Below are 23,995 nucleotides of genomic sequence, written 5' to 3'. Positions count from 1 at the left end.
TCTCCATGACATCCGAGACAGCCGAGCGTCCCGAGCCCGTCGTGCCCACGGCCACCTACCGGCTCCAGCTCCAGCCCGAGTTCCCGTTCGCGGCCGCGGAGCGGGCCGTGCCGTACCTGGCCTCGCTCGGCGTCTCGCACCTGCACCTGTCGCCCGTCCTCCAGGCAGTGCCGGGCTCCGCGCACGGCTACGACGTCGTGGACCCCACGCGGGTGCGCGACGAGCTCGGCGGCGAGGAGGGCCTGCGGGCGCTGGCGCGCACCGCGCGGGAGCACGGGCTCGGCCTGGTCGTGGACATCGTGCCGAACCACATGGCCATGGCCCCGCGGTACAACCACGCCCTGTGGGAGGTGCTGCGGGAGGGCCCCGCGTCGCCGTACGCGCGCTGGTTCGACATCGACTGGGAGGCCCAGGGCGGCAAGGTGCTGCTGCCCGTGCTCGGCCACCCGGTCGGCCGGGAGACCGGCGAACTGACAGTGGACGGCGACGTCCTGCGCTACCACGACCACGCCTTCCCGCTGCGCGAGGGCACCGGGCGGCTGCCGCTGCCCGAACTGCTGGACGCGCAGTGGTACCGGCCGGTGTGGTGGCGGCTGGCCCGTACGGAACTGAACTACCGGCGCTTCTTCAGCATCTCGGAGCTGATCGGGGTGCGGGTGGAGGACCCGGAGGTGTTCCGGGCGACCCACGCCAAGATCCTCCAGCTGCTGGCGGAGGGGGTGGTCGACGGGCTGCGCGTCGACCACCCGGACGGGCTCGCCGACCCCGACGCCTACCTCCGGCGGCTGCACGAGGCGACCGGCGGGCGCTGGACGGTCGTCGAGAAGATCCTCTCCGACGGCGAGCACCTGCCGGCCTCCTGGCCGGTCGCGGGCACCACCGGCTACGACGCCCTGCGGCACGTCGACGGCCTGTTCACCGACCCGGCCGGTGCGGGCGAACTGGTCGAGCGCTACCGGCGGTTCGCTGCTCCGCGCGAGGACAGCGGCGGCGACTGGGAGGCGACGGTACGGCGGGCGGCGTACACGGTGATCACGCACGAGCTGGCCGCCGAGACGGAGCGGCTGACCCGGGTGGCGAGCCGGGTGTGCGCCACCTCCCCGGACCCGGCGCTGCGCGACCGCGCGCCTTGGGCGCTGCGCACCGCGCTGCGGGAGTTGCTGGTCCGCCTCCGCGTCTACCGGCCCTACGCCTCCGTGGACCCGGCGTCCGTGGTCACCGAGCAGGCCGCCGAGGAGGCCCGGCTCGCCTTCGTGGTGCCGGAGGAGGGCGAGGCCGTCGACGTGGTGCGCGACCTGGTCGTCGGACGGGCCGGATCCGGGCCCGGCGCCGTGGAGTTCCGCACCCGGTTCGCGCAGGCCGCCTCCGCGCTGCGCGCCAAGTCCGTGGAGGACACCGCCTATTACCGGTACGTGCCGCTGCTGTCGGCCAACGAGGTGGGCGGCGACCCAGGACACCCGGCGGTGTCCCCGGAAGGCTTCCACGCGTACTGCGCCCGGGTGCAGCGCGACTGGCCGGTCACCGGGACCGTGGTCTGCACGCACGACACCAAGCGCAGCGCCGACGTCCGGGGGGCGCTGGCCGTGCTCACCGAGTGCCCGCGCGTCTGGGCGGACCTGCTGGACGAGGTGACCGGCGGCGGGGAGGGCGTGCCGGACGCGCAACTGGCGTGGGCGGCCTGGCAGACGGTGTTCGGCCTCGGCCCGGCGGACGGGGAACGCGTGCGGCAGGCGCTGCTGAAGCATGTGCGGGAGGCGGGCCTCCGCACGAGCTGGACCGAGCAGCGGCCCGCCTACGAGGAGGCGGTGGCGCGGTTCGTCGACGAGGGGCCGTGCGGGGCGCCGGCGGGGCCGGTGACCGCCCTGCGCACCGCGCTCGAACCGCATATCCGGGCGAACGTCCTGGGCACGGCGCTGGTGCACCTGACGATGCCCGGCGTGCCCGACGTGTACCAGGGCACGGAGGCCGAGTACCGGGCCCTGGTCGACCCGGACAACCGGCGCCCGGTGCGGTTCCCGCCCGCCGACGCGGGAGACAAAGACGCGGTGACGGTGGCGGCGCTGCGGCTGCGCGCCCGCCGGCCGGAGGTGTTCGGCCCGGCGGCGACGTACGCTCCGCTGCTCGCCGAGGGGACGGCGGCGGCCCACTGTGCGGCGTTCGAGCGCTCCGAGGAGGTGGTCACGGCCGTGACCCGGCTGTCGCTGCGCCTGGCGGAGGCGGGCGGCTGGCGGGACACCCGGCTGCCCCTGCCGCCGGGCCGGTGGTCCGACGCGCTGGCCCCGGGGCGGGAGTTCGAGGGGCACGTGCTCGTGGCGGAGCTCTTCGAGCGGCTGCCGGTGGCACTGCTGGAGCGTGCTTGACAGGACTCGGCGTCCGTGGGGTACTGCGGATGCGAAGCCGGGAGGACAGGTCGGGGGTGAGTCTCCTGCCGGATCTGCGCTACCCCAGTGTTCCCGAACTGGTCGCCACCGCCCGTGCGCTGGCCGCGTACCGGCCGGACCGGTGCGTGCTGAGGCAGGTCGGCCACTCCCGCGCGGGACGGCCGCTGCACCTGCTGTCCGTCGGGCACGCCCGGCGGGCGGTGCTGGTGGTCGCCGGCGCCCACGCCAACGAGCCCACCGGCGGCTCCACCCTCCTCGCCGTCGCGCACCGCGTGCTGCGCGAGGAGCGGTTGCGGGCGGACACCTCCTGGCACTTCCTGCTGTGCGCGGACCCGGACGGGGCGAGTCTGCACGTCACTCCGGCCCCGCGCAGCCTGCTCGACTACCACCTCGGGTTCTTCCGGCCCGCCGGGCCCGAGCAGCCGGAGTGGTCGCCCTCGGTGCTGCCGCCCGACCGGCTGCCACCGGAGACGCGGGCGCTGACCGGGGTCATCGACGAGCTGCGGCCCTACCTCCAGGTGACGCTGCACGGCACCGAACTGGGCGGCAGCTGGGTGCAGTTGACCCGGGACGTGCCCGGGCTCGCCGAGCCGTTCGGCAAGTCGGCGGCACAGCTGCACATCCCGGTGGAGACGGGTGCCTCGGACGCGGCGGGCTGGCCGGTCTCGGGGCCCGGGGTGCGGGTGATGCCGGGGCCCGGCGCGGGCCCGGCGTATCCGAGCATGCCGGACGACGCGCGGCACAGCACCTGGTTCCGCCCGCACCGGTACGGCGGCATGACCGCGATCGTGGAGGTGCCGATGTGGGCGAGCGACCTGGTGGACGATCCCGCGCCGCATCCCGCCCCGGCGGCGGCGATACGGCGGCTCGCGCACCGGCTGCTGCGGGACGCGCGGGAGGTGGAGCTGGTCCTCACCGACGCGCTGCCGCGCCTGCACGGGGTCGACGGGCCGCTGTTGCGGGCGGCGAAGTGGGGGCTGAGCCTGGTGCCGGGACTGGCCGCGGACTGGATCCACACCCCGCCCGCGGACACCACGATGGCCTACGTCGGCAGCGTGGACGCGTTCGGGCGCCGCCTGCCGCTGCGGGCCGCGGCGATGCTCCTGCGGACCCTGCGCGAGACCGACGACCGCGCCGCCCCGGACCTGGAACACCTCGTGACCACCTGGAGCGAGTCCTTCGCCCACCGCTTCCATGCCCGCTGGGTCCCCCTGGAACACCAGGTGGAACACCAGAGCCGCACAGTAGTCACCACAGCCGACCAGGCCCGCACGTGACCCGCGGGCCGCGCCGCACGCACGGAAGCGGCACGCCCCCTCAACCCCGCCCCTGGGTACGCGCGCGTGTCGGGCGCGCGATTGATGGTCCAAACGCCGTGCGTCGGGCTTCAGTTACTCATGGCGAAGACGGCGCCCGTTCGGGCGTTCAGTTCGCAGGTGTTGGAGAAGGTTTCCGTGTAGTCGATCGGCCGGCCGTGCCACTGGCCGCGGGCGTGGGCCGTTGCGGGGGCGTAGATCATCGGGCAGAGGACGTCCCGGTGGGGGATGCCGTGGATGTCGCCGCCGGAGGAGCGGAGCTGGGTGCAGGCGTCGGCCGCGTGGGCGTGGCCCCGGGGCGGGTCGCACAGGAGCAGGGCGCCGCGGACGTCGCCGGAGCGCTCGTCGCCGTGGGTGACCGTGACGTAGAGCCAGTCGGACTGGCCGGTGTGCCGGTGGGCGGCCGTGGCCGGGGCGGCGCCGGCGAGCAGGAGTGCGGCCGCCGCCGTCAGGCCGCGCCGTAGGCGGGCCGTGACCGTCTTGGTGAGGTGGGTCATTCCCGGTGTATCGGCACGGCCGCTCGCGTGCCCCACCCCGGCTCACCCGATCGTGAGCGCACGCGCGCGTGCCGCCCGGCGAGTTCGCACACGGCCAGCACCACCCGTGTCTGGTACTCGGCCTGCCGGGCGACCGGTATCCAGCGCGCCCGCAGGTTGTCGCGGTAGTCGGCGCACCCCTGCTCGATGAACCGGTCCAGTTCGGGCAGGACGCCGGCCCGGTCGTACCCGGCACCGCGCACGAGCCGGTGCAGCAGTCCGGCGGTGCGCAGTGCCAGCCGCCGCCCCGCGATGCGCAGCGCGGCCAGGTGGGCGTTGGTCAGCGGCGGGAGCGGGCGCAGCGTGCCGTCGTCGGTGTCGGGGTCCCACGCGTCGGCGAGCCCGGGACAGACCAGGAGGTAGTCGTCCACCGGCGCGAGCAGCCGGTCCGCGTCCGGCACGTCGGCCAGGTGCGGCCGGACCCGCTCCAGCAGCCGCTCCATGAGCCGGATGTCCTCGCGCAGGGCGCGGCTGACGGCGCGCAGCACGCCGTCCGGGTCCGCGGGCGCCGAGCCGTCGGACACGGCGTCCACCCCCCACATGGGCGCCTCGACGACGGCGGTCACGGTGCCGTGCCGCTGCGGGTGGAACCATGTCGACTCCACCGCCGCCTCGGTGATGGCGGCGGCCAGGCCGCCCCGGCGCGGCGGCGGGATCCGGTAGACGGCGGGCCCCAGACGCGGCCAGTACAGGGGGTCGTACGCGCCGAGTTCGCGCGGGATGCCGAGCCGGGCCGCGGCTTGGCCGACACGCCGTGCGAGGCCGGGCAGTTCCCGGGTCACCTCGACGAAGCCGCCGCCGACGTCGACGCCGTGCAGCGAGCACTGCACGAAGGGCCGCAGCTCGTCCTGGAGTTCGAGCAGCGCCCGGGTCTCCGGCAGTGCGGCGGCCGCGGCGCCGTCGGGCAGCCACTCCGGCTGCTCCAGGAACCCGGGCCGGAAGAAGTCCCGGAAGTAGTGGCCGAGGTCGTAAGGCCCCCCGAGCCAGCCTTCGTTGCGCCGTGAGCCGTCGGGGTCGAGGCACAGCAGCAGGTTCCAGGTGACGTCGGTGTCGGCGCCGCCGCGTCCGGCCAGCACGCGTTCGGCCAGCCTCAGTACGGTGGCGCCGCCCACGGGCTCGTTGGCGTGCGGTCCGGCGACCACGAGGGCCTGGCGGCTGCCGTGGCCGACGGAGAGCAGCCACAGGGGCAGGCCCCCACGGGAGGCGCCGACGCGGCGCAGCCGGGCGTCCCGGGGCCGGCGGGCGACGAGTGCGGCGGCGTGTGCGCCCAGCTCGTCCACGGACGGATAGTGCGGGAGTGGCGGCAGGGCACACCTCCACAGTGCGGCGCCGACGCTTCACCACATGTACATGGCGTACACACAGTCAGTCACGACTTGTCGGATACGTCAACACCAGCGTCCGAAAAAGGACTTGACCCGCCGTATCGGATGAGCCGGGGCCAGCGGCGGCGGTGCGGCTCAGTTCGCGTAGAGCCGGAAGGCCACCTGCCCGAACCCGACCTGGTCGCCCTCGCGCACGACGGCCGCGCCGACCACGCGCCGCCCGTTGACGGTCGTGCCGTTGGTCGAGCCCAGGTCCCGCAGCACCCACATCCCGCCCTGGTGGCGCAATTCGGCGTGCACGCGGGAGACCGTCTCGTGGGTCAGCCGCAGACCGCTGGCCGGATCGCGCCCAATGCGCAACGGGTGACCGCTGCCGGGAAAGGGCAGCAGCAATTTGGGCAGCCGCTCGGCCTGCCAGGCCCGGCGCAGCCGTACGCTGAAACCGGACACCGCCTCGACCGTGCCGAACACCAGCCGGGACACGCGCCCCTCGGTGCGCAGATCGGAGGTGAGCGCGGCGAGTTCGTCCGGCCGGCGGGCGGCCAGGGCCAGCTCCATCCGCCGTACGAACGTGTCGTGCGACAGCCGGCCCATCGCGACGCCGTCACGGAGCACCTTCAGCGCCTTGTCGCGCTGCGCGTCGGAGAGCCGCGCGGGGTACGTGTGGGGCTCGAAGGACGACGTCACGTTGGTGATTGTCGGTCAGTCGACCCCGCGTGTCCAGCTACCACGGAGACACACACCAGCCACGTGGATCCGGCGACACCCGCCGTAAAAGGGGGAATTCAAAAGCGGATTGATCTCTTGTGGCGCACCATGGACAGGCTACGTCACGGTGAGCGAACGAAGGGGAACCGTCCGTGCAGTTCGAGGTGTGGGCACCACAGGCCGGCCGTGTGACGCTCCAGTGCGACGGCGCCACACGCGCCCTGGAGCGCGATCCGGAGCGAGAGGGGTGGTGGACCGGTGAGGCCGAGGCGCGCGACGGCTCGCGGTACGGATTCGCGCTGGACGGCGGCCCCGTGCTGCCCGATCCGCGCTCGCCGCGGCAGCCGGACGGCCCGGACGGGCTGAGCGCGGTCGTCGAGCACGCGCGGTACACATGGCGCTCCGCCGACTGGGCCGGGCGCCCGCTGCCCGGCGCGGTCCTGTACGAGCTGCACATCGGCACGTACACGCGTGAGGGCACCTTCGACGCGGCCGCCAGACGGTTGCCCCATCTGGTGGAACTGGGCGTCACCCACGTGGAGTTGATGCCCGTGTGCCCGTTCCCCGGCCGGCACGGCTGGGGCTACGACGGCGTGTCGCTGTGGGCGGTGCACGAGCCGTACGGCGGCCCCGAGGGGCTGAAGCGCTTCGTCGACCGGGCCCACGAGCTGGGCCTGGGCGTGGTCCTGGACGTGGTGCACAACCACCTGGGTCCTTCGGGCAACCACCTGCCGTGGTTCGGGCCGTACTTCACCGACACCCACCACACCCCCTGGGGCGCCGCGGTCAACCTGGACGCGCCCGGCTCGGACGAGGTGCGCCGGTTCCTGGTCGGCAGCGCGCTGGCGTGGCTGCGCGACTACCGGATCGACGGTCTGCGCCTGGACGCGGTGCACGCCCTGGTGGACACGCGCGCGTGCCACTTCCTGGAGGAGCTGTCGACGGCCGTGCACGCGCTCTCCGCCGACCTGGGCCGCCGTCCGTTCCTGATCGCGGAGTCGGACCTGAACGACCCGCGGATCATCACCCCGCGCGCGGAGGGCGGGCTCGGCCTGGACGCCCAGTGGAACGACGACTTCCACCACGCGCTGCACGCGGCGCTGACCGGCGAGTCCCAGGGCTACTACGCCGACTTCGGGCGGGCCCCGCTCGCGGCGGTCGCCAAAACGCTCACCGGCGGCTACTTCCACGACGGGACGTACTCCGGCTTCCGGGGCCGCCACCACGGCCGCCCGCTGGACCGCACCCGGGTGGCCGGGCACCGGCTGCTCGGCTGCAGCCAGACCCACGACCAGGTCGGCAACCGCGCCCGGGGCGACCGCCTGTCCACGCTGCTCGCCGGCTCCCCCGGGCTGCTGGCCTGCGCGGCCACGCTGACGCTGACCGCGCCGTTCACGCCGATGCTGTTCATGGGCGAGGAGTGGGCGGCCGGCACGCCGTGGCAGTACTTCACCGACCACACCGACCCGGAACTCGCGGAGGCGGTGCGACGGGGCCGGCGGCGGGAGTTCGCCGAGCACGGCTGGGCGGAGGAGGACGTGCCCGACCCGCAGGACCCGGCGACCCGCGACCGCTCCTGCCTGGACTGGTCCGAGCCGGAGCGCGAGCCGCACGCGCGCGTGCTGGCCTGGTACCGCCGGCTGACCGCCCTGCGGCACGAGCAGCCCGACCTCACCGACCCCGACCTCGCCGACACCAAGGTGGCCTACGACGAGGAGGCCCGCTGGTTCGCCTTCCGGCGCGGGGACGTGCTGGTGGCGCTCAACCTCGCCAAGGAGCCTGCACAGATCCCTCTCGGCAACCGCCCCACCGAGGTGCTGGCCGCCTGGGAACCGGTCACGGCACCCGGAGCGGACGGGCTGCTCCACGTGCCCGCGGAGTCGTGCGCGGTGCTGTTGCAGCACTGAGCACGGCACCGCGCCCGGACAGCCCCTACTCCCCGGTGTCCGTGGTGTCCGCAGGGTCCTCCCGGAACTCCGTCACCCGCTCCAGCAGGATCGCCTCCCAGGCGTGGCGCAGCTGGGACCTGAGGAGCGGCAGCGGGCTGCCGTCGCGGCCGTCGAGATGTGCGGCGAGGCGGATCACGGTGTCGCAGCGGGCCAGCCACAGACCGCGCAGGCAGGGCCGGGCGCTGTAGCCGGCGAGGGTGGCGGCGCGCACCGCGGCGGGGGAACCGACGGCGACGGCGACGCCGGCGATGTCCTCGGCCGGGTCGCCGACCACGGCGTCGGTCCAGTCGAGGACCCCGCGCACCCGGCCGTCGGCGCTCACCACCAGGTGCTCGCCCTTGAGGTCGTGGTGGATGAGCACGGCGGTGCCGGGCTGGGCGGCGAGCTGGGCCGCGGCGGGCGCGGTGAGCTGGGCCATCCGCGCGGGGTCGAACTCGTCGGCGGCGCCGAGGCGTTCGGCGGCGTGCACGGCCATGCGTCGCAGCGCCTCCAGGGAGCGCGGCGCCGTGCGCGGGACGCCGAGGGCCTGGGCCTGCCGGGTGGGGACCTCGCGCAGCCCGGTGAACAGCCCGGCCAGGTCGTCCTCGCCGACGGCGGAGACGTCGTGCTCGCCGGCCGAGCCGCCGGTGATCCGGGTGTCCAGCGTGTACGTCAGCCCTGGCGCCCACTCGCCGCGCGCGACGCTGGCCGGGACGGCGACCGGAAGGTGCGGGCGGACCAGTTCGCGCAGCCGCAGTTCGCGGCGCTGGCGCTCGGCGGCCTCACGGTCGGGCGCCAGGCGCAGCACATGGCGGGCGCCGACCCACCAGGTGGAGTGCTCGCCGCCCTCGGCGACGGGCCGGATCTCGGGTCCGGGGGCGGTGTCCGAGCCGTCCTTGAGCAGGGTGCGGACCAGTCTGCGGACGGTGTCCGCGGTGGGTGTCGGTGCCTGGGTCATCGTCGCGCCGTGTGGTTGCGGTTGCGGGGTGGGGACTGCCGGTGGTCAGTCCACTATGACCATCTCCCGGGTCGTGTCGTTGAGGCGACGGCCCCCGTCCTCGGTCACGGTGACGATGTCCTCGATACGCACCCCGAAGCGGCCGGGCAGGTAGATGCCGGGCTCCACGGAGAAGCACATGCCGGGTACGAGGGGCTGCTCCTCGCCCTCGATCATGTAGGGCGGCTCGTGCGTGGTGACGCCGATGCCGTGGCCGGTGCGGTGGATGAAGAACTCGCCGTACCCGGCCCGGGTGATGACCGCGCGGGCGGCGCGGTCGACCTCCTGGCAGGAGACGCCGGGGCGCACCGCCCGGAAGCCTGCCTCCTGGGCCTCACGGACGATGTCGTGCACCCGCCGCTCCTCGTCGGTCGGCTCGCCGACGTGCACGGTGCGGGTGGTGTCGGAGCCGTAGCCGTCCTTGAGGCCGCCGAAGTCGAGGACGACCATGTCGCCGCGCTCGATGACGCGGTCGCCCACCTCGTGGTGCGGGTTGGCGCCGTTGGGGCCGGAGCCGACGATGGTGAAGTCGACCTGGGAGTGCCCGAAGCGCCGCAGCAGGCCGGCGAGGTCGGCGGCGACCTCGGATTCGCGGCGGCCGGAGAACCGCACCTTCCGGATCTCCTCGAACGCGGCGTCGGCGGCCGAGCCCGCCGCCGCGAGCAGTTCCACCTCGGCCGCGTCCTTCACCGCGCGCAGCATGGGCAGGGCCTCGGTGAGGGAGGCGTAGGAGGTCTTGGGCAGCGCCTGTTGCAGGGCGAGCAGGTGCATGGCCCAGGTGTTGTCGCTGATGCCGAACCGGCCGCGGTCGTCGAGGAGGGCCGCGGTGACGGCGTAGGGGTCGGTGCCGTCCGTCCAGTCGCGCAGGGCCAGTGCGGACGCGCCGGACGCCTTGGCGGCGTCCGGGGCCTCCAGTGTGGGGACGACGAGGACGGGTTCGCGTCCGGCGGCGAGGACGAGCAGCGTGAGCCGCTCGGTGACGGCGGTGGGCGCGTACCCGGTCAGCCACACCAGGTCCGGCCCCGGCGCCACCAGCAGTCCGGCCAGCCCGGCATCGGCCGCCGCGCGGGCGGCGCGTTCCAGCCGGGCCCTGTAGTCGTCGGCGGTGAAGGGCGCGAGCGCGATGCCGGTCATCCCGGGCCTCCATATGCGGCTGAAACGGTGAGGAAGGCTACGGGCAGCATCCTGCCCGGCCACGCCGTGCGACGCGAGCCGGTTGACGATCTCGACCACACGATGCCCGGGGTGACGGTCAGCTGCTGGTGGCCGCCGTTGGCGTGGCGCACGGTGAGGACCACCGCCTGCCCCGGGCGGGACCCGGCGACCGCGCGGGCCAGGTCCGCCGCCGTGTCGACCCGGGTTCCGCCGAAGACGAGCAGTACGTCGCCGCGGATCAGGCCCGCCACGTACCCGGGGCCGGGGACGTGGATGCCGACCACCCGGGCTCCGGGCTTGCCGTCGTCCACCACCTCCACGCCCAGCGTCGGACGCACCGGCACCGGCACCGGCACGGGCGCGGCCGGCGGTGTCGCGGGCGCGGAGGCGGGCGCCGGATCCGTGCGCCCCCGGGTGCCGGCCTGCCGCTGCGGCTCGGCGGGGGCAGGCCTGCTCGTGCCGATCACCGTGAGGCCCACCGTGCCGAGGCCTACCCCGGACAGGACCAGGACTATCGCGGCGAGCAGCCCGCACACCAGGGCCGCGAGGCGGCGGCCGCGGCGGCGCGCGGCGAGCGGGCGCCGGACCGGGCCGTGCTCGCCGCCGCCGGGCTCCTGTCCTGGCATCGGCTTGGGGCGCAACGCTGTCTGATCCATCGACCGCCTCCGGCTGGCGCTGTTCGGTGGGCGGTCAGCCCACGGGGAGGGCGGGGGCGGGCGGGCGGTCCGGGAGGAAGGCGTGGGCCCGGCGGCCCAGCCACTCCGCCTTGTAGCGGTCGACGCTCCGGTGCCAGTTGAGGATGCCCGCCATCCAGTTCTGGAGGTCGGCGACATAGCCGAGCATGGCCGTGCACCCCTCCTCGGACAGCTCGAAGTCGTCGTAGACGACGGGGAGTTCGCGGGCGACGACGTGCTCGAACTGGCGCATGCGCTGGTTCGTCATGTCCTGGACGACCTTGAGCGCGGCCGGGTAGTCGATACCGAAGAAGTGCTGTACGACCAGGATCGCGTTGTGGATCTCGCCCTCGTACTCGATCTCCTTCTGGTACGAGAAGACGTCGTTCAGCAGGCAGGCGTAGTCGACGGCCGCGTTCTCCAGGGAGCGGACCGCGCCGCTGCGGTAGACCTCCGCGGGAATGGCCGGGCCGTATCCCATCCGGCACAGGCTCAGGGTGAGGTCGGAGCCGAAGGTGGCGCGCCGCATCTCCAGGTAGTCGACCGGGTCGGGGACGCGGTTCTGGAGCTGGTTGGACAGCTCCCACACCCAGCTCTCGGTCATCGAGTCGATCGCGTGCTTCAGGGTGCGCCGCTGGTCGGGGGTCATCTCCGCGGTGGTCCGCGCCCACAGGTCGGTCAGGCTCCGCTCCATGGCGTTGAGCGGGACCGGCGCCGCCTCCCCCGCCACGGGCATGCAGGCCGAGAGGCGGGCCGTGGTCGCCTTCGCGGCGACCAGGTCACGGCGGTGGCCGTACACCAGCGGGTAGTAGTCGTCGCCGTAGGTGCCGAAGGCGAGCCACTGCGCGCTCAGGTCGAGCGCCTCGGGCGTGGCGTCCGGGTCGATGCCGGCCGAGCACAGCGCCAGGTCGTAGGCGGCGAGCTTGTCCTCGTCCCACACGCCCTCCTCGAGGATGCCCATGCTGTGGCACCAGTCGACGAGGTTTCGCCGGGAGCGGTCCAGATGCGGGCTCAGCCCCAGCGGGTAGGGCATGCGGAGGTCGGGAATGCGGGACGGGCCGACCTTCTCGAAGGGCACGTGCGTGTACGCGCGCAGCCTCTCCGCCCCGGCCGCCGCGAGCAGCGCGCCCACGTCGGCCGCCGAGGTGCCGGGGCCGGCCAGTCGCTGCCAGGGGCTGGTGGACCGGGCCCGCTCGTTCATGTACCGGCTGGAGCGCATGTGCCACTCGTGGCCGCCGGACTGCCAGTCCTGGAGGCCCTTGGCGTACGCCGCCACCGCCGCGGTCTCGGCCGGAGCGAGGCCCTTCTCCAGGGCCGCCGCGGGCACTTCGGTGAGCGCGGTGTGCTCGAACTGGTGGAGGCGGGAGGTGAGGACGTCGTTGACGGAGTCGGCGGCCTCCTGGGTGGTGCACCCGAAGAAGGTCTCCAGGACCAGGACGCCGTTGCTCAGCTCCCCCTCGTCCTCGACCTCCCGCTGGTAGGAGAACAGGTCGTTGCGCAGGTGCACGGCGTCGGAGAACGTCTCCATCAGCACCCTGAGCGGCCGGGTTCCGGCGACGGCGGCGGGCACTTCGGCGGTCGCGTACTCCACCAGCCCCGCCGACCAGGGCGCGCCGCCGACCTTGCGGCGCATCTCGATGTACTCGACGGGGTTGGCGATCCGCCCCTCGTTGATGTTCGACAGCTCCCACAGGGACTCGTTCAGCAGGTGCTCGGTGGCCACCGCGAACCGGTGGCGCCAGTCGGCCGACATCGACGGCACCGTACGCGCCCACAGGTCGGCGAGACCGGCCTCGACCGGGTTGCGCGGCTCGGGGACGGGAGTCTCGAGGTCGAGGGGCATGAACAGGGGGAGCCGGTCCAGGTAGGCCTTGCCGCCCCCGCGGTCCTGGCTGCGCTTGAAGGTCTCCAGGAAGTGGTCGTCGAAGAAGAAGACCCACACGTACCAGTCGGTGATGAGCGACAGGGCGGGCCCGTCGCAGTCGGGGTGGGTGTAGGCGCAGAGCAGTCCGTAGTCGTGCGCGTCGAGGTCGGACTGCTCCCAGATCCCGGAGCCTTCCAGCATGCCCATGTCGCGCGCCCACCGCGTCGAGTGGGCGCGGGCCTCGTCGACGTTCCGGTTGAGCCGCGCGGGATACGGCATGTAGAAGTGCGGGAGTTCGAAGGGCTGCTGCGTCATGGCCGGGCCCTACCCGCGACACTCCGGCACCATCCGTACGCACCAACCCGATCACTCCATCGCGTGAATCCGCACGTGAGCGGGGTTCTCGCGCGGTGCGGCAGGCCGTCCGGCAGTCAGGTCCTGACCTGGATCAGCGCGTGCGTGCCCGCGACGCGCCAGCGCTCGCCCTCGGCGGCGTCCAGCGCGGCCTCGGTGTCCGCGTCCAGGCCGGTGATCACGTCGGACTTCAGGGTGCGCAGGGCGGCGAGGGGGCCGGGGAAGTAGCCGGTGGTGTCCGCGAACGGCGTGGTCGGGGGCCACAGCCGGTCGCCCACCAGCCGCCGGTAGTTCAGATCGCCCTTGAACACGGTCAGCGTGGCCGCGGCGAACTCCTCGCGCAGGTCGGCGGGCATGGCGCCGTAGGGCAGCGGAGCGCAGGAGAAGGGGTGTGCCCGGACCGTCAGCCGGCCGTCGGCCATCGCCGACCACAGGTGGCGCCCGTACTGCGCGGCCGCGCCGGGAGCCGTCGTCAGCCGGCGGACGGCGTCGACGACATCGGCGGTGGTGGCGTCGGAGACGTAGTACGGGTACGGCTTGACGTGCAGGACCGCCCGCCGGACGCGGCCCTGGGCGAGGAGGTGGGCGACGAGGAGGAGATCGGGGACGAGTTCGCGGCCGGCGTTGTCGGCGACCAGGCAGAGTGTGCCGGTGCCGGAGGGCGGCAGCAGCGACCAGAGGGCCGCCCTGTCGTCGGCGACCAGGGCGGGGACGGGCGGCCCGGCCTCGGCGCCGCCCGCCGACAGCCGGAAGCCGAGGTCGGCGCGGTTGCCCCAGAGCGAGCCGTGCAGCAGGGCGTCCGCGCGCTCCGCCGCCGGCTTGCCCTCCAGTTCGTCGAGCGCCGCCAGCTCCTCGTCCGTCTCCGGGGAGTCGAGTTCGGCGAGTTTGGACGGGCGGAAGGGGTCGATGCCCTGCCAGGGCCCGGGCCCGAAGTAGCCGACGGCTTCGAGGAGACGGCGGTAGAAGTAGCTCTCGGACCACAGCCACGGCACGTCGAACCAGGAGTGCCCGGCGTACCGTCCCAGGCCCCAGGCCTGCCAGCGGTCACGGTCGGGCGCGGCGGCAGGAAGGTCGTCGATCACGCCCTCGGCGCAGCTCTCCAGCAGCGCGTCCAGGGCGCGGTGCTGCTCGGGGCCGTAGGGGAAGGCGTCGCGCACCTGCCGGACGATGGCCGGGTGCCGTTCGGCCAGCACGCTGTGCGGGAAGGAACCGGGTTCGTCGCCGACGAGTACGGGCGCGGACGGGTTGGCGGGCATGCGCCTCACCGTACCCGGCGGGTCATACGACGACGATCTCCCGCTCCAGCCGGGTGGCGAGGCTCAGATAGCGGGGGCGCCGGTGCACCGGCACCAGGCCGCGGATGAGCAGGTGCCACATCTCGGTCGTCCTGCGCGGCAGCCGCGCCATGGGTTCCAGGGGCCGGCCGGCGACCCGGGTGCCGACGAAGAAGCAGACGAGGGAGTGCGCGACGGCGTGGACGTCGACGTCCTGCTGGATCTCGTACTCCTTGACGGCGCCGAGGAGTTTGCCGGTGGCGATGTCCAGCCACTCGGTGAACGGGTGCCGCAGCGGCGGGCGCACCTCGACTCCTCCGGTGGCCAGTCGCAGGCCGGCACGGATGACGGGGCCCTCCACGGTGAGGCGGGTGAGCGCGTAGGTGATGCGGATCAGGGCCTCCAGCGACGAGTGGCCCTGCTCGTCCACGCGACTGGTCACCTGCCGGGCGGCCCGGGACTGCAACTCCAGGATGGCGTGGGCCAGATCCTCCTTGGCCGCGAAGTGGAAGTACAGGGCGCCCTTGGTGACGTGTGCGTGTGCGACGATGTCGCTCAGGCTGGTCCGTTCGTAGCCGTGCCGGTCGAACAGGTCGGCGGCGGCCGTGATGATCGTCGCGCGGGTCTGTTCGGCGCGTAACTGCCTCGGCATGGACAGAACACTCCCGGGGCCGTAACGAACGGGGCGTGCCGTTTGTTTCTCACTCCGCGTACACGATAGCTCACGGCTCCGAGGCGTCCACCAGGGCCCCTTGAACCTTCCGCCGTCACCCGCGGCGCTCCGGAAACGCACGTCTTCGGCGGAAGCAGACGGGATGCGCTGTATCGGCGCCCGCCCTCACTTCCGCGCACATGTGCCGCCGCTCGCGGGCCGGTTGAACGCTTCGCGCCCGCCGCCCGTACTGGACCGCGCAGCAGTCCGTTTCCCCGCCGGCCCAGGAGACGTCTCCCGATGACCCGGACGACCGCGCCCCTCAGGCGCACCGCAGCCGCCGCGGCGGTGTCGGCCCTGCTCACGTTGTGGGCGGCCGGGCCCGCACAAGCGCACGGCGCCCCGACCGACCCGGTCAGCCGGGTGTTCGCCTGCTCGCCGGACGGGGGCGGCCGGGCCGGTTCGGCCGCCTGCCGGGCGGCCGTCGCCGCGAACGGCGCCCCCTTCACCTCGTGGGACAACCTGCGGGTGGCGAACGTGGGTGGCCGCGACCGCCAGGTCGTCCCCGACGGAAAGCTGTGCAGCGGAGGACTGCCCGCGTACAAGGGCCTCGACCTCGCCCGCGCCGACTGGCCGTCGACCCGTCTGGTGCCGGGCGCGCGGCTCACGATGTCGTACGCCTCGACGATCCCGCACGAGGGCACGTTCAAGCTCTATCTGACCAGGCAGGGTTACGACCCGGCGAAGCCGCTGACCTGGTCGGACCTGCCCGCCCAGCCCTTCGCCGAGGTCAAGGACCCGCCGCTGACGGGCGGCGCGTACCGCATCGGGGCGACGCTGCCCGCCGACCGGACGGGCCGTCATGTGCTGTTCACCATCTGGCAGAACAGCAGCACCCCGGACACCTACTACTCGTGCTCGGACGTGGTGTTCGCGAAGGCGACGAACGGGACCGGCGGTACGAGCGGTTCGGGCGGCACAAGCGGAACGGCCGCACCGGCCGGACCGAGCGGCTCCGGCCGCTCGGGCGGCAGCCCGGCCGCCGGTACGCCGAAGCCGGGCACTCGGGCCCCGAGTCCGAGCCCCTCGCACGGACCGCACACGACCGCTCCGGCGCGGCAGACGCCGGACGCCGATGCCGCCCAGGCGCGTTCGGGCGCTCCCGACAGCAGCCCGGTGGCGTCCGAGACCGACGCCGGCCAGGGTCCCTCCGCGCCCCTGCTGGCGGGCGGGGCCGCCGCGGTGCTGGTGCTCACCGGGGGCGCCGCCCTCGCCCTGCGGCTGCGCGGCCGCTGAACGTCCTTGTGCCGGCCGGCGGCCGGCAGTTGCCTCACCCTCGGCCGGCTCCCGGACCGGGAGCAGCGGTGGCGTACCCGGCCGCGACGGCTTCCGGACCTCGCCGCTCGTACCGCCGGACCGCCGCCGCGAGGGCGAGTCCGTACGGTGCCAGGACGGCGGCGAGCAGAACGTAGTAGGACAGCGGAAGCCACGTCATGCCCAGCAGCGGGCCCAGCGGACTGGCCGGGAGCAGCAGCCCGACGAGCGCGAGGGCGGCCGCGGCCCGGCCGACGGGTCCGGGCAGCCGCCGCCGGCCGCCCTCGTTCCGGCCGGTGCGCAGGAGCACCATCACCAGGGCCTGGGTCAGCAGGTTCTCGGTGAACCAGGCCGAGTGGAAGACGGCCTCGTCGTTCAGCGCGTCGGGGCCCCACAGGACGAGGGCGAGGACGGCGAAGGTGGCGAAGTCCGCGACCGCGTTGAGTGCGCCGAACCCGGTGATGAACCGCAGGAAGGCGCGTGGCCGCAGCGCGGCCGGGCGGCGCAGCGCCGCCTTTCCCGGACGGTCGTGGGCGAAGGACGACTGGGCCGCGTCGAAGCAGAGGTTCTGGACGAGCACCTGCACCGGGAGCATCGGCAGGAAGGGCAGCAGCAGGCCCGCGACGAGCATCGCGATGACGTTGCCGAGGTTGGAGGAGAGCGTGACGCGCAGATAGGAGGCGATGTTGCCGCTGGCCCGCCGGCCGGCCGCCACGGCGTGGCCGATCGAGGTGAGGTCCTTGTCGGCGAGCACCACGTCGGCGCTCTCCCGGGCGATGTCGCAGGCCGCCCGCGGTGCGACGCCGACGTCGGCAGCCCGCAACGCGGGCACGTCGTTGGCGCCGTCGCCGAGGAAGCCGACGGTGTGTCCCGCGGCCCGCAGCGCGGCCACGACCCGGGCCTTGTCGTCCGGCGTGCAGCGGGCGAAGACGGTGGAACGGGCGGCGGCCGCCGCGAGGGCGCCGTCCCCGCCGGGCCCTGAGCCCACGGTGTGCACCTCCCCCACCTCGACCCCCAGGTCACGGCAGACGCGCGCCGCCGTGCCGGGGTGGTCGCCGGTGAGGATCTTCACGGTGACACCGGCCTCGGCGAGCCCGCGCAGAGCCTCGGCCGCGGTCGGCGCGAGCGCGTCGCGGAAGGCGATCAGGCCCCGGAAGATGAGGCCGCGCTCGTCGGCGGGGGTGTAGTCGCCGGTACGGGCGGGGCGTTCGGCCGTGGCGAGGGCCAGCAGCCGCAGACCGGCGTCCGCCTCGCGCGCGGCGAGCTCCCGCAGCCGCTCGCGCTCGGCGGGCTCCAGCACGCAGCGCTCCAGCACGTCCTCCACGGCGCCCCGGACGACGAGGACGTGCCTGCCGAACCGGCCCCGCACCACGGCGGTGGCCAGGCGCCGTACCGGGTCGAAGGGGACGGCCGCGACCCCGTCGTGCTCCTCGCCGACCGCTCCGGCGGCCTCCAGGAGTGCCTCGTCGAGCGCGTCCGGCGCGGGCAGTTCGGCGAGCTGGAGGGTCCACCAGGCGCCGACCGCGGCCCAGCGCAGCACCTCCGGGTCGTCGCGCCCGTCCGCGTCGAGGGCCCGTTCGACGACGGGCCGGTCCTGGGTGAGGGTGCCGGTCTTGTCGACGCAGAGCACGTCGACGGCGCCCAGGTCGTGCAGTGCGGGCAGCCGCTTGACGATGACGCCGTGCGTCCCCGCGAGCTGCCGGGTGCCGCGGGCCAGGCAGAGGGTGACGATCACCGGCAGCATCTCGGGCGTGAGCCCGACGGCCACCGCCACGGCGAAGGGCAGCGTCTCCAGGCCGCGCCCGCGCAGCGCCGCGTTCGCCATCAGCACCAGCGGCGGCGTCAGCAGCATGAACCGGATGAGCACCCAGGAGATGCCCTGCACGGAACGGTCGAATGCGCTGGGTTCCGTCCGCTCCCCGCGCCCGCGGCCCGCGGTGCCGTGGGCGGCGGCGAACCGCGTCCGCGCTCCCGTGTGCACCACCACTGCGGTGGCCGTGCCGGTGGCGACGCTGCTGCCCTGGAAGCACAGGTGCGCCTGTCCGAACGGGCCGCGTTCCCCGCGCCCCGGCTCCTCCACGGCCGCTTTGGCGACCGGGGCGGACTCGCCGGTCAGCGCGGCCTGATGCACGGTCAGCCCTCGAGCCCGCAGGAGTCGTACGTCGGCCGGTACGCGGTCGCCGGGGCCGAGGCGGAGCACGTCGCCCGGCACCAGTTCGGTGACCGGGACCTCCCGGGCGCGCGGCTGTTCCCCGCCGTCCGTCCGCCGCAGCACGGTGGCGGTGCCGGCGACCAGTTCACGCAGGGCGGCCATGGACCGGTCGGCCCGGTGCTCACCGGTCGCGCGCAGCACGCAGCTGACCACGACCAGGCTGAGGATCACCGCGGCGGTGCCCCAGGAGGCGACGAGCGTGGAGACCAGGCCCAGGCAGAGCAGTACGGCCGTGAACGGGTCCCGCAGGGAGCGCACCCACAGCAGGGGCCAGGACGGGGTGCGCACCTCGGGGACCGTGTTCTCGCCGACCGCCGCCAGCCGGGCCTCCGCCTCGGCGTCGGTCAGCCCGCGCGGGCCGCTGTCGAGCTGCCGCAGTACCTGGAGGGGTGTTCCGTCGGGCGCGGCCGGGCGGGCCGCCGCGAGCTCAGAGGCCACGGAGGCGGCGCGCCGGGGCGTCGGCGGCGGCGCCCCGGTCGGTGAGCCGGGCGACCGTGAGCCGTACGACGTCGACCACGTCGGGGTCGTCGACGAAGTAGACCTGCCGCCGGCCCTCGCGGCGGGAGCGGACGAGCCCGGCGAGCTTCAGCTTGGTCAGGTGCTGGCTGACGGCGGGCAGCGCGCCGCCGACCCGCTCGGCGAGCCCGGTGACGTCGCTCTCGCCCTGGGCCAGTGCCCACACGATGTGCAGTCGGGCGGGCGAGGCGAGCAGCCCGAAGGCCGCGGCCGCCTCCGCGAGCACGTCGGCGGGCGGATCCTCGAAGCCACTGCCGGCTGCCGCCACGGTCGTCTTCCTCCTGTTCGGGCACGCGTGCGCGCCTGCACGCCTGGTACGAGTCGCACCAGTCTAGGCGGCCCGGTACGAACGGGACCCGCCGGAACTCGTCCCCGGAACTTATCCGTCGCTCCGTTAGTTTCTACGTTGCTGTAGATGCAGCACGGAACGTGTCAGGCCACCCGACACCACACTTGGAGAGCACATGGCCCTGTGGGACCGCATCAAGGACTCCGCGACGCAGATGCAGACCCAGCTCGTGGCGAAGAAGAACGACCTGAAGAGCGGTGCCTTCCGGGACGCGAGCATGGCGATGTGCGCCCTCGTGGCCGCCGCCGACGGCACCGTCGACCCTTCGGAGCGCCAGCGTGTCGCGCAACTGATCGCCACCAACGAGGTGCTGCAGAACTTCCCCGCGGACGATCTGCGCCGCCGCTTCGAGGAGAACCTGAACAGGCTGACCGCGGACTTCGACTTCGGCAAGGTCAGCGTGTTGCAGGAGATCGCCAAGGCGAAGAAGAAGCCCGCCGAGGCCCGCGCCGTCGTCCAGATCGGCATCGTCATCGGCGGCGCGGACGGCGACTTCGACAAGACCGAGCAGGCCATGGTGCGCGAGGCCTGCTTCGCCCTGGGGCTGCCGCCGCACGAGTTCGACCTCTGAGCCGGCGGGTCCTCGAGCGCCCCGGGTGCCGGACGGTCGTCCGTCCGGCACCCGGCGAGCGAGCGGTGCCACGGCCCCGCGGGCCGTGTCCCCACCGCGGTGGATCAGCCGAGGCCCGCGGACTTCAGCCAGGCCTTGGCCACGTCGAGCGGGTCCTTGTTCTGCGACTGCACCTGGGTGTCCAGGTCCAGCAGGGTGGCCGTGTCCAGCTTGGCGGAGACCGCGTTGAGCGCGTCGACGCCCTTCTGGTCCAGGCCGGACTTGTACACCAGCGGCTGGACGTTCTCGAAGCCGAAGAGGTTCTTCGGGTCCTGGAGGACGACGAACTTCTCCTTGGCGATGGTCGGATCCGTGGTGAACACGTCGGCGACCTGCACGGTGTTCTTCTTCAGCGCCGCCTGGGTCAGCGGGCCGCCCGCGTCCAGCGCCTTGAAGGACTTGAACTCCAGCCCGTACTCGGACTTCAGGCCCTTCAGGCCCTGGTGCCGGGCCTGGAACTCCGGCGACCCGCCGATGACCAGGTCCTTGGCAGCGTCCTTGAGGTCCGCGATGGAGGACTTCTCGGTGAGGCCGTACTTCTTCGCCGTCGCGGCGTTGACGGTGACGGAGTCCTTGTCCTCCGCGAGCGCCGGCTCCAGCAGCGTCAGCCCGGAGTCGAGCTTGGCGCTGATGGCGGCCGTCGTCGCCTCGACCGTCTTCGGGGCGGCCTTGGAGTCGAGATAGGCCAGCAGCGCCCCGTTGTACTCGGGCAGCACGGTGATCGAGCCGTTCTTGAGCAGACCGTAGGTGGTCTCGCGGCTGCCGATGTTGGGCTTGTACTCGACCTTGACGCCCTTGGCCTTCAGGGCCTCGCCGTAGATGTCGGCGATCAGGATGCTCTCGGCGAAGTTGTTGGAGCCGACGACGACCGTGCCGCCGGCCGCACGGCCCTCCGCGAGCGGGTCCTTGCCGGAGGAGCCGCCGGACGAACACCCCGCGAGAAGCGCCGCGGTGGCGGCGAGTGCGACGGCGGCCGCCCCGAAGTGGCTCTTGCTGGACTTGGTGCTCTTCGTGTTGGAAGTCACAATTCCTGTTCCCGGCTGAGAGGTTGTTCGGGCGCATGGCAGCGGCGGCAACACGCGGGGTGCGATTGCCGCGGTTTGATCCAATCCAGCGGCTTCTTCGTCAGTCAAGAGGCGCCGGGTCACCGATCGGCTTCGATGCGTGGCAGGTGGTGAGGACGGAGGGCGCCCGGCGAGGCCGGGGATCCGCCCCGGCGTCGGGGTGCCGCTCCGCCGCCCGCGGTCAGCCGCCATGGCGCACCCCGGGCGACACCGTCACCCGCGCGACCGCCCAGAACACGGCGAGCGTCGCCAGCGCCATCACGGCGACCAGCGCGGCCCCGCCCACGACCTTCTCGTAGTCGTGCTGGTAGAGGCCGTCGACGATGTACCGGCCGAGGCCGCCGAGACTGACGTACGCGGCGATGGTGGCCGTGGAGACGATCTGGATGGCCGCCGAGCGCAGTCCGCTGAGGATCAGCGGGAGGGCGACGGGCAGTTCGACCTGGAACAGGACACGCGACTCGGCCATGCCCATGCCGCGGGCGGCGTCCACCGGCGAGGGATCGACGGAGCGCATCGCCTCGTAGGTCGTGATCAGGATCGGCGGGACGGCGAGGACGACCAGCGGGATCATCACGGGGATCTTGCCGAAGCCGAGCAGGATCACCATCAGCACCAGCAGGCCGAAGCTGGGCAGCGCCCGCCCGGCGGTGGCGATCAGGGCGAGGGCGTTGCCGCCGCGCCCGTAGTGCCCGGTGAGCAGGCCGACCGGCAGGCCGATGACGGCGGCCAGACCCAGGGCCATCAGGGAGTACTGGATGTGCTCGACGAGGCGGGTCGGGATGCCGTCGTAGCCCTTCCAGTGGGAGGCGTCGCTGAAGAAGGCGTTGATGAAGTGCAGTACGTTCACCGGGCTGCGTCCTCCAGTGCGGGCGTGGCCGGTTCGGGCCGGGCCTCGGCGTCCGTGATGGTGCTGCGGTGGGTGCCGCGTGGCATCCAGGGGGTCAGCAGCAGGCGGACGAGGACGAGCAGGGCGTCGACGACGACCGCCAGGGCCGCAGTGGTGAGGACGGAGTTCCAGGCGAGTTCGGGTCGGTTGTAGATCTGCGCGTCGTGGAGCAGATTGCCGAGGGCGCCCTGGTTGCCGATCAGCATCCCGACGCTGACGAGCGAGATGCTGGAGACGGCGGCCACCCGCAGCCCCGCGATGATGGCGGGCACCGCGATCGGCAACTGCACCTGGAGATACCGGCGTACCGGTCCCAGGCCCATGGCGGTGGCCGCGGCCAGTGTTTCCTGCGGCACCGAGCGGACGCCGTCGACGATCGCCGGGACGAGCACGACGAGGCTGTAGACGGCGAGCGGGATCATCACGGTGAGCTCGGTCTGGCCGGTGTAGTCGATGAGGACGACGAAGAACGCCAGCGACGGGATCGCGTACAGCACGGTCGTCAGGCCCAGCACGGGCGGGTACAGCCAGCGGAACCGCACGCACAGCTGGGCGAGGGGCAGGGCGGCGACGAGACCGGCCAGCACCGGCAGCAGGGCCTCGCGCAGGTGCAGTCCGATCAGGCCGAACCAGCTGTGCTGAAGGTCGCTCGGAATATCGAAGAAACGGTTCATCCGGCGACCCCGGCCTCGGCGCCGGCTTCCGCTCCGGCGTCGGCCTCCGTCCCGGTACGCCCCTCGGCGTGGGCGCTGCGGATCGCCTCGCCGATGGTCTGCTGCGAGACGACGCCGACCGCGCGGCCGGTGCCGTCCACGGCGACCGCCCAGCCGGTCGGCGAGAGCACGGCGCCGTCGAGGGCGGCGCGCAGCGAATCGCTGCCGTACTCGAAGGGCCGTCCGTGGGACAGGAGCCGTGCGCCGTCGAGGGGGCCGTCGGCCAGCGCGCCCGGCTCGCTCCAGCCGAGGGGTCTGCCGTCCGGGTCGGTGACGAGGAGGTAGGGCACGTCGGGGGTGGCGCGAGCGGCGATCTGCTCGGCGGTGGAGTCGGCGGTGACGATCGGGGTCTTCGTCAGCTCCAGCCCGCCGGAGGCGAAGAAGGACAGCCGGCGGATGCCGCGGTCGATACCGAGGAAGTCCTCGACGAAGTCGTCCGCGGGCGCGGAGAGCAGTTCGGCGGGCGGGGCGTACTGGGCGAGCCGGCCGCCGGTGCGCAGGACCGCGACCATCGTGCCGATCTTGACGGCCTCGTCGATGTCGTGCGTGACGAAGACGATGGTCTTGCCCAACTCTTCCTGGATCCGGAGCAGTTCGTCCTGGAGGCCCTTGCGCACCACCGGGTCCACGGCGGAGAACGGCTCGTCCATCAGCAGGACCGGCGGATCGGCGGCGAGCGCCCGCGCCACGCCGACGCGCTGCTGCTGGCCGCCGGAGAGCTGGTAGGGGTAGCGCTTGGCGAGCGTGGTGTCGAGACCGACCCGCTCCATCAGCTCCGCCGCCCGCGCCCGCGCCTTCTGCCTGCTCCAGCCGAGCAGGCGGGGCACGGTCGCGATGTTGTCGACGATGGTGCGGTGCTGGAAGAGCCCCGCGTTCTGGATGACGTACCCCATCGACCGGCGCAGGGTGTTGACGGGCTGGTCCTGGATGTCGACGCCGTCGAGGAGGATGGTGCCCCCGGTCGGCTCCACCATCCGGTTGATCATGCGCAGAGTGGTGGTCTTGCCACATCCCGATGGTCCGACGAGGACGGTGATCGAGCGGTCCGGTATGTCGAGCGAGAGCCGGTCGACAGCGAGCGTGCCGTCCGGATACCGCTTGGTGACTGAATCTATCCGTATCAAAACGCCGAATACCCTTCGGGTCTGGCAGGAGCTGTCCGCT

Annotated in this window: 20 protein-coding genes; 5 read left to right on the top strand and 15 right to left on the bottom strand. The window is 73.5% G+C overall.

The window, feature by feature from the left end; all coding sequences use genetic code 11:
• Positions 1-5: 5 nt before the first annotated feature.
• Positions 6-2,360 carry a malto-oligosyltrehalose synthase gene (gene treY / locus ACIQFZ_RS14695; RefSeq protein ID WP_402691352.1) on the top strand — a complete coding sequence of 785 codons (2,355 nt, stop codon included), beginning with the start codon at positions 6-8 and terminating at the stop codon, positions 2,358-2,360.
• 56 nt (positions 2,361-2,416) lie between these two features.
• Positions 2,417-3,658, top strand: coding sequence for a M14 family zinc carboxypeptidase (locus ACIQFZ_RS14690; protein ID WP_383058846.1), 1,242 nt, complete (start codon positions 2,417-2,419; stop codon positions 3,656-3,658).
• Between the two features lie 110 nt (positions 3,659-3,768).
• On the opposite strand, the gene ACIQFZ_RS14685 is transcribed toward ACIQFZ_RS14690, so the two are convergent.
• The 3 genes from ACIQFZ_RS14685 to ACIQFZ_RS14675 all read right to left on the bottom strand — a co-directional run bounded on the left by ACIQFZ_RS14685 (position 3,769) and on the right by ACIQFZ_RS14675 (position 6,245).
• Positions 3,769-4,194 (bottom strand): SSI family serine proteinase inhibitor, encoded by a 426-nt coding sequence (locus ACIQFZ_RS14685; RefSeq protein ID WP_365423259.1) that lies wholly within the window; start codon positions 4,192-4,194, stop codon positions 3,769-3,771.
• Positions 4,191-5,513, bottom strand: a complete 1,323-nt coding sequence (locus tag ACIQFZ_RS14680) for a M14 family zinc carboxypeptidase (RefSeq protein WP_402691351.1) — start codon at positions 5,511-5,513, stop codon at positions 4,191-4,193. Before ACIQFZ_RS14680 ends, ACIQFZ_RS14685 begins: the two co-directional genes overlap by 4 nt.
• A gap of 180 nt (positions 5,514-5,693) precedes the next feature.
• On the bottom strand, positions 5,694-6,245 hold the full coding sequence (locus ACIQFZ_RS14675; RefSeq protein ID WP_365423262.1) for a DUF1707 and FHA domain-containing protein: 552 nt from the start codon (positions 6,243-6,245) through the stop codon (positions 5,694-5,696).
• Positions 6,246-6,418: 173 nt separating this feature from the next.
• On the opposite strand from ACIQFZ_RS14675, the gene treZ reads away from it, so the two are divergent.
• The gene (treZ, locus tag ACIQFZ_RS14670; RefSeq protein ID WP_402691350.1) at positions 6,419-8,173 is read left to right on the top strand and encodes a malto-oligosyltrehalose trehalohydrolase; all 1,755 of its coding nucleotides are present in this window, start codon (positions 6,419-6,421) and stop codon (positions 8,171-8,173) included.
• Between the two features lie 25 nt (positions 8,174-8,198).
• Here treZ and ACIQFZ_RS14665 read toward each other — a convergent pair whose 3' ends face one another.
• The 6 genes from ACIQFZ_RS14665 to ACIQFZ_RS14640 form a co-directional block, all read right to left on the bottom strand.
• Complete coding sequence (locus ACIQFZ_RS14665; protein ID WP_402691349.1) at positions 8,199-9,152, bottom strand: aminoglycoside phosphotransferase family protein; 954 nt, start codon at positions 9,150-9,152, stop codon at positions 8,199-8,201.
• A 45-nt stretch (positions 9,153-9,197) separates the two neighbouring features.
• Positions 9,198-10,325 carry an aminopeptidase P family protein gene (locus ACIQFZ_RS14660; RefSeq protein ID WP_365423271.1) on the bottom strand — a complete coding sequence of 376 codons (1,128 nt, stop codon included), beginning with the start codon at positions 10,323-10,325 and terminating at the stop codon, positions 9,198-9,200.
• Entirely contained in the window at positions 10,322-11,002 is a 681-nt protein-coding gene (locus tag ACIQFZ_RS14655) for a PDZ domain-containing protein (RefSeq protein ID WP_402691348.1), read from the bottom strand. The genes ACIQFZ_RS14660 and ACIQFZ_RS14655 overlap by 4 nt, the downstream gene beginning before the upstream one ends.
• Before the next feature lie 34 nt (positions 11,003-11,036).
• Positions 11,037-13,199: a germacradienol/geosmin synthase Cyc2 gene (gene cyc2, locus ACIQFZ_RS14650; protein WP_402691347.1), complete on the bottom strand. Its 2,163-nt coding sequence runs from the start codon at positions 13,197-13,199 to the stop codon at positions 11,037-11,039.
• A 116-nt stretch (positions 13,200-13,315) separates the two neighbouring features.
• Positions 13,316-14,494, bottom strand: coding sequence for a damage-control phosphatase ARMT1 family protein (locus ACIQFZ_RS14645; RefSeq protein WP_402691346.1), 1,179 nt, complete (start codon positions 14,492-14,494; stop codon positions 13,316-13,318).
• Between the two features lie 22 nt (positions 14,495-14,516).
• Positions 14,517-15,164 (bottom strand): ScbR family autoregulator-binding transcription factor, encoded by a 648-nt coding sequence (locus ACIQFZ_RS14640; protein ID WP_402691345.1) that lies wholly within the window; start codon positions 15,162-15,164, stop codon positions 14,517-14,519.
• Between the two features lie 300 nt (positions 15,165-15,464).
• Between ACIQFZ_RS14640 and ACIQFZ_RS14635 the strand changes: the two genes are divergently transcribed.
• Positions 15,465-16,460, top strand: a complete 996-nt coding sequence (locus tag ACIQFZ_RS14635) for a lytic polysaccharide monooxygenase (RefSeq protein WP_402691344.1) — start codon at positions 15,465-15,467, stop codon at positions 16,458-16,460.
• 34 nt (positions 16,461-16,494) lie between these two features.
• On the opposite strand, the gene mgtA is transcribed toward ACIQFZ_RS14635, so the two are convergent.
• Positions 16,495-19,128, bottom strand: coding sequence for a magnesium-translocating P-type ATPase (gene mgtA / locus ACIQFZ_RS14630; protein WP_402691343.1), 2,634 nt, complete (start codon positions 19,126-19,128; stop codon positions 16,495-16,497).
• Positions 19,118-19,474 carry a metalloregulator ArsR/SmtB family transcription factor gene (locus ACIQFZ_RS14625; RefSeq protein WP_225075702.1) on the bottom strand — a complete coding sequence of 119 codons (357 nt, stop codon included), beginning with the start codon at positions 19,472-19,474 and terminating at the stop codon, positions 19,118-19,120. Before ACIQFZ_RS14625 ends, mgtA begins: the two co-directional genes overlap by 11 nt.
• Positions 19,475-19,670: 196 nt before the next feature.
• On the opposite strand from ACIQFZ_RS14625, the gene ACIQFZ_RS14620 reads away from it, so the two are divergent.
• Positions 19,671-20,126, top strand: coding sequence for a tellurite resistance TerB family protein (locus ACIQFZ_RS14620; protein WP_141357183.1), 456 nt, complete (start codon positions 19,671-19,673; stop codon positions 20,124-20,126).
• Between the two features lie 104 nt (positions 20,127-20,230).
• Here the strand turns inward: ACIQFZ_RS14620 and ACIQFZ_RS14615 are convergent, their stop codons facing one another.
• The 4 genes from ACIQFZ_RS14615 to ACIQFZ_RS14600 all read right to left on the bottom strand — a co-directional run bounded on the left by ACIQFZ_RS14615 (position 20,231) and on the right by ACIQFZ_RS14600 (position 23,955).
• The gene (locus ACIQFZ_RS14615; RefSeq protein WP_402691342.1) at positions 20,231-21,190 is read right to left on the bottom strand and encodes an ABC transporter substrate-binding protein; all 960 of its coding nucleotides are present in this window, start codon (positions 21,188-21,190) and stop codon (positions 20,231-20,233) included.
• A gap of 220 nt (positions 21,191-21,410) precedes the next feature.
• Positions 21,411-22,079, bottom strand: a complete 669-nt coding sequence (locus tag ACIQFZ_RS14610; protein ID WP_361412430.1) for an ABC transporter permease — start codon at positions 22,077-22,079, stop codon at positions 21,411-21,413.
• On the bottom strand, positions 22,076-22,792 hold the full coding sequence (locus tag ACIQFZ_RS14605) for an ABC transporter permease subunit (protein ID WP_365432400.1): 717 nt from the start codon (positions 22,790-22,792) through the stop codon (positions 22,076-22,078). Before ACIQFZ_RS14605 ends, ACIQFZ_RS14610 begins: the two co-directional genes overlap by 4 nt.
• Complete coding sequence (locus ACIQFZ_RS14600) at positions 22,789-23,955, bottom strand: ABC transporter ATP-binding protein (protein WP_365774265.1); 1,167 nt, start codon at positions 23,953-23,955, stop codon at positions 22,789-22,791. The genes ACIQFZ_RS14605 and ACIQFZ_RS14600 overlap by 4 nt, the downstream gene beginning before the upstream one ends.
• Between the last annotated feature and the right edge of the window lie 40 nt (positions 23,956-23,995).

This window comes from Streptomyces sp. NPDC093064 (genome assembly GCF_044754605.1).
GTDB lineage: Bacteria > Actinomycetota > Actinomycetes > Streptomycetales > Streptomycetaceae > Streptomyces.
This window is presented reverse-complemented; position numbering and strand designations above follow the sequence as displayed.